Source organism: Lacisediminihabitans sp. (genome assembly GCF_036404185.1).
GTDB lineage: Bacteria > Actinomycetota > Actinomycetes > Actinomycetales > Microbacteriaceae > Lacisediminihabitans.
In genome coordinates this window covers 1-5,324 of the sequence record NZ_DASWPB010000204.1, presented here as the reverse complement: position 1 = coordinate 5,324, position 5,324 = coordinate 1, and the positions used below count along the sequence as shown (strand labels likewise).

General features: G+C 68.9%; 4 protein-coding genes. 2 read left to right on the top strand and 2 right to left on the bottom strand.

What is annotated here, in order from left to right:
- A partial coding sequence (locus VGC18_RS14385; protein WP_331098593.1) for a DUF72 domain-containing protein occupies positions 1-715 on the top strand: 715 nt, incomplete at its 5' end.
- Positions 716-821: 106 nt separating this feature from the next.
- Positions 822-1,361, top strand: a complete 540-nt coding sequence (locus VGC18_RS14380; RefSeq protein ID WP_331098591.1) for an NUDIX hydrolase family protein — start codon at positions 822-824, stop codon at positions 1,359-1,361.
- 236 nt (positions 1,362-1,597) lie between these two features.
- Here the strand turns inward: VGC18_RS14380 and VGC18_RS14375 are convergent, their stop codons facing one another.
- Both VGC18_RS14375 and VGC18_RS14370 read right to left on the bottom strand, forming a co-directional pair.
- Positions 1,598-3,286, bottom strand: coding sequence for a class I adenylate-forming enzyme family protein (locus VGC18_RS14375; RefSeq protein ID WP_331098589.1), 1,689 nt, complete (start codon positions 3,284-3,286; stop codon positions 1,598-1,600).
- A gap of 224 nt (positions 3,287-3,510) precedes the next feature.
- On the bottom strand, positions 3,511-5,028 hold the full coding sequence (locus VGC18_RS14370) for a DEAD/DEAH box helicase (RefSeq protein WP_331098587.1): 1,518 nt from the start codon (positions 5,026-5,028) through the stop codon (positions 3,511-3,513).
- Positions 5,029-5,324: the final 296 nt, after the last annotated feature.

Genomic DNA, 5,324 nt, shown 5'->3' with positions numbered 1-5,324 from the left:
GATCGAGCTCAACGGCTCCTTCTATTCGCTTCAGCGGCCGTCGAGCTACGAGCGCTGGCGGGACGAGACGCCGCCGTCCTTCGTCTTCTCCGTCAAGGGCGGCCGCTTCATCACCCACATGCTGAGCCTGCGCGGCGCCCGCACGGCGCTGGCGAACTATTTCGCCTCCGGGGTGCTTGCCCTCGGCGACAAGCTCGGACCGGTGCTCTGGCAGCTGCCGGAACGCCTGCACTTCGACGCCGAGCTGCTCGAGGAGTTCTTCGGCCTGCTCCCCCGCACCACCGCGGAGGCCGTGCGGCTCACCGAGCATCATGACGACCGCGTGGATGGCCGGATGTGGACCGAGATCGACGCCGACCGGCCGATCCGCCACGCGCTCGAGGTGAGGCATCCGAGTTTCGTCACGCAGGAGGCCGTCGACCTCATCCGACGGAACGACGTGTCCCTGGTCGTGGCCGACACCGCAGGACGATGGCCGCTCGTGCGCGAGGTCACCTCCGACTTCGTCTACGTGCGACTGCACGGGGCGGAGGAGCTGTACTCGAGCGGATACACCGACGAGGCGCTCGACTCCTGGGCGCGAGAGATCCGGGGCTGGCTCGACGGCAGCGGATGTCCAGACGGGCGGGGCCGGGACGTGTATGTCTACTTCGACAACGACACCAAGGTGCATGCACCGTTCGACGCGATGCATCTCGCGGAGCGGCTGGCGTGACCGCCCGGATCTCGCCCGGCACGCCCGGCACACATGGCAGAGACCCGGCACCTGGCAGAGACCCGGGTCCTGCTCGCGGATTCCCGGACTTAAGTGACAATGGAGCATGAGCTCTGTAGGCACTCCTGACCCCAACTCCGGCTGGCTGTCCGACGAGGAGCTCGCCGAGACCAGACGACGACTCCCGCTGCTCTATGTGGAGGCCGTCCCCGTGCGGGTCGACGGCGTCGGCCAGGTGACCAAGGTCGGCATCCTGCTGCGCGCCAACGCCGCCGGCGCGATCACCAGGACGCTGGTCTCCGGACGGGTGATGTTCGGCGAGAGCCTGAGAGAGGCGCTGTTCCGCCACCTCGAGAAGGACCTCGGGCCGATGGCCTTCCCGCTGCTGCCCACCAGCCCCATCCCGTTCTCGGTCGCCGAATACTTCCCGTTCCCCGGATCGCAGTACACGGACGACCGACAGCACGCCGTGTCGCTCGCCTATGTCGTCCCGGTCACCGGCACCTGCGATCCGCGGCAGGATGCGCTCGAGCTGACCTGGATGACCCCGGAGGAGGCCGCATCCGACTCCGTCTCCGCCGAGATGGAGGGCGGTCGCGGTTCGCTCGTCCGCTCCGCCCTCGCCTCGGTGGGCAGCCTGTACTGACCGGCGTCGGTGCTATCACCCAGCCGTCGCGGTGCTTGCTACCGGTGGCTCAGCCGGCGCGGTGCTTAACCGTCGTGGCGGAGAAACTGTCTCGCGGAGGGAGGCGTAACTCTCGCCGCGAGGAGGTAATCCCGCCGCGAGAGGGATTTTCTCCCTCCGCGGGGCGGAGGCCCGGGGTTATCTCCCGCCGCGAGGGATGCCTTCTCCCGCCGCGAGGGCAGTCGGGCCGATCGCCGCTACGGCGCGACGAACAGCCCGGCCTCGTGGTCGGCGGTCGACTGGTCCTTGAGCCGGAAGTGCTGCTTCTTGCCGGTGGCCGTGTACGGCAGCTCCTCGACGAAGGCGTAGAGGCGCGGGCGCTTGTAGTCGGCCAGGCTCACGCTCGACCGGCAGAAGATGTCGAGCTCGCTGGCCGCCGCGGCGGCGTCGCCTAGCCGACCCGGCTTGCGCTGGACGTAGGCGACGACGAGCTCACCCCACTCCGGATGCGGCATACCCACCACGATCGAGTCGGCGACGTCCTCGTGCTCGGCGAGCAGCGCCTCCACCTGGACGGGGTGCACGTTCTCCCCGCCGGAGATGATAATGTCGTCCTTGCGGCCGATCACCGTGACCATCTCGTCCTTCGTCCAGGTGGCGAGGTCGCCCGCGTAGAGCCAGCCATCGTGGAACTTCTTGGCCTGCTCCTGCGGGTTGTGGATGTAGGCGTGACCCGACTTGACCGAGCGCACGATGACCTCGCCGATCTCCGAGCCGTCCTTGGCGACCTGGTCGTCCGGGTCGGCGAGGCGGTCGGGGTAGACCTTGACGACGACCACGTCGTCGTCGATGCAGGCCCGGCCGGCGGCGCCCGCCGCGGTCGTCAGCTCGTCGGGCCGCAGGAAGGTGTTCCAGAACGCCTCGGTGGTCCCGTAGCCGTTCGCGATCCGTGGATGCAGCACCCGCTGGTAGCGGAGCGCGGCGGCGCGCTCGAACGGCGCGCCCATCGTCACGATCCCCTTGAGGGTGCCGAGGTCGCGAGGTCTCGCCTCCTGGGCATCCGCGAGCCGCTCGAGGTTGGTCGGCGCGCCGACGATGTAGGTGAGGGAGTGCTGCTCGATGAGGTCGAGGACGAGGTCGGCGTCGAAGCGGGGGAGGCCGACGACGGAGCCGCCGAGGTAGAGCATGGTGTTCGGGCCGGCGCAGTAGGTTCCGCCGCGGTGGAACCACGGGGACATGTTCATGGTCTTGTCGGTCGGCACGAGCGACATGTGCATGATGACGTCGTGTGCGGTGAGCACCTCGTTGAGGCTCGTGAGTGGCACCGCCTTCGGCATCCCGGTGGTGCCGGACGTGTAGAGCCGGGTGGTCTCGTCCCAGACGCTCCCGTCCGCCGGCGCCCGGAAGCTCGGCGCGGACCGGTCGAGGATGTCCTCGAACGACAGCGATCCGGGGATGGGGGTTCCCTCGCCGACGGCGACGAGAACGGACGGCTGGTGCTCCGAGAGTGCCAGCGCCTTCTCGATGCCCTCGGCATCCGCGGTCTCGTAGAAGAAGACCAGGGGCTTCGAGTCGTCGAGGATGAAGGCTACCTCCGCCGGGGCGAGGCGGAAGTTCATCGGGGAGCCGACCGCGCGCAACGCCTGCGTCGCGACGTAGAGGAAGGCGAACTCCGGCCGGTTCATCAGCTGGTAGGAGACGAGATCGCCCGCGCCGACGCCGTGGGCGCGCAGCCCCCCGGCAAGCCAGCCGGTCACCTCGCCGAACTCGCGATAGGTCCAGGTCCTCCCGGTCTCCGAGTCGGTGACGGCGAGTTCGTCGGCATAGCGGTGGATGTTGCGTTCGATTCCCGAGGCGTAGGTGAAGTGCTGTTCGAAGACGGTCTTCAGCGCGGCGGGGTCGTACTCGCTGTTCTGCAGAGAGGTCGTTGAATCGAGGATGGTCATGTCGTGGTCTCTTTCTTTCTGCGGGGTCCGGTCAGAAGGGGCGAGGTGGAAAGGTGGTCGTCGATGACCGCCTGGCCAGTAATGTACGCCGAAGCCCGGTCGGCGGTCAGGCATGAACCGCCGAGGGACAGCCTTCAGCCTAGACCCGGTTCATGACGCGTCACCAATTCCTCCAGGTCGCGAAAAAGGGCCTCCGCGCGAGGCGAAGGCCCTTCCCGTTCCGACTAGCGGGTGCCGCTTCTGCGACGATTCCCGCCGCCCTGTGACATCCCGACGAGGCCGCCGCCGGAACCGGCGCGACCGGCTGCTCCTCCGGCGCGACCGCCGGCGGCTGGACGTCCGCCGCCGGTGCGAGGAGCGCTCTCGCCGCTCGCGGTGCTGTAGAAGTTGCGTGATCCGCCCGCGCCGGCACTCGCCGCGGCGCCGTCACGACCCGCGCGCTTGCGCTGGGCGTTCGCGCCCTGTGAGCGGCCGGCCCCCTGTGAGCGTCCGCCCTGCGACTGGCGGGGAGCACCCTGGCGCTGCGGCTGGACCGCGGCGCGCGGGGCGGGCTTGACGTAGGCGGCGACCTCGCCGACCAGCTGGTTCACGGCATCCGAATCGGCCGTGACGTGCTGGGGGACGACGCTGATCTCCGCCTTGCGGAGCAGCGCCTGGGTGTCCTTGCGCTGGGTCGGCAGCACGAGGGTGACGACCTCGCCCTGCTTGCCCGCGCGGGCGGTGCGCCCGGAGCGGTGGAGGTACGCCTTGTGCTCGGCCGGCGGGTCGACGTGGATGACGAGCTCGATGTCGTCGACGTGGACGCCGCGGGCCGCGACATCCGTGGCCACCAGCACCTTGACCTCGCCGGCGACGAAGGCGGCCAGGTTGCGATCGCGCTGCGGCTGCGACAGGTTGCCGTGCAGGTCGACCGCGGGGATGCCGGCATCCGTCAGCTGCTTCGCGAGCTTCTTGGCGTGGTGTTTGGTGCGCATGAACAGGAGGCGGCGACCGGTGCCGGAGGCGAGCTTCTTGATGAGCTCGTTCTTGGCATCGACGGAGTCGACCTCGAACACGTGGTGGGTCATGGCGGAGACGTGGCTCGTGGCCTCGTCGACGGAGTGCATGACCGCGTTGTGGAGGTACTTCTTGACCAGGCGGTCGACGCCGTTGTCCAGGGTCGCGCTGAACAGCATCCGCTGTCCGTTCTGCGGCGTCTTGTCCATGATCCGGGTGACGACGGGGAGGAAGCCGAGGTCGGCCATGTGGTCGGCCTCGTCGAGGATCGAGATCTCGACGGCGTCGAGGGAGACGAAGCCCTGCTTCATGAGGTCTTCGAGACGGCCGGGGCAGGCCACGACGATGTCGACGCCGGACTTGAGTGCGGCGACCTGGCGCTGCTGCGAGATGCCGCCGAAGATCGTCACGGACTTGAGCCCGTAGGCATCAGCGAGCGGGGTCAGCGCGACGGTGATCTGGGTGGCCAGCTCGCGGGTCGGTGCGAGGATGAGCGCGAGCGGCCGCCCGGGACGGCGGTGGCCGCCGGCGAGCTTTCCGCCGAGGCGCGCGATCATCGGGATCGCGAAGGCGAGGGTCTTGCCGGAGCCGGTCTTTCCGCGGCCGAGCACATCGCGCCCGGACAGGGTGTCGGGAAGGGTGTCGACCTGGATGGGGAACGGGGAGTCGATGCCCTGGGCGGTGAGCACCGCGACGAGCGGGGCCGGAACGCCGAGGGCGGCGAAGGTGGTGTCTGTTTCGGACATGGTGATGGGGTGTTCCTTTCAGCGCACCGGGCTCCGGGCGGTTGCCCGGGTGCCGGCGCCGAGAAGCCGGGCTTCATCGGTGAGCAGTTGAAAGATGGCGAGAGTGGCGGACGCCACTATCGATCGCCGGAGAAGGTTTCTACGAGCCTGAGGCTTCGCATCCATATCGATGCGATCGGGCGAGAAGAGTAAGCGTTCAACGACGCAGGGATCCGTCGTGGACCCACATGTGCTTTCAGCATAGCAGGCCCGTTCCGGGACCCCTCCGAGCGGCCGCCGATGCGCGTGCACGCCGA

Bases quoted from the DNA above. Each gene is read 5' to 3' on its own strand.
- VGC18_RS14380 (WP_331098591.1), top strand. From the start codon at position 822: ATGAGCTCTGTAGGCACTCCTGACCCCAACTCCGGCTGGCTGTCCGAC.
- VGC18_RS14375 (WP_331098589.1), bottom strand. From the start codon at position 3,286: ATGACCATCCTCGATTCAACGACCTCTCTGCAGAACAGCGAGTACGAC.
- VGC18_RS14370 (WP_331098587.1), bottom strand. From the start codon at position 5,028: ATGTCCGAAACAGACACCACCTTCGCCGCCCTCGGCGTTCCGGCCCCG.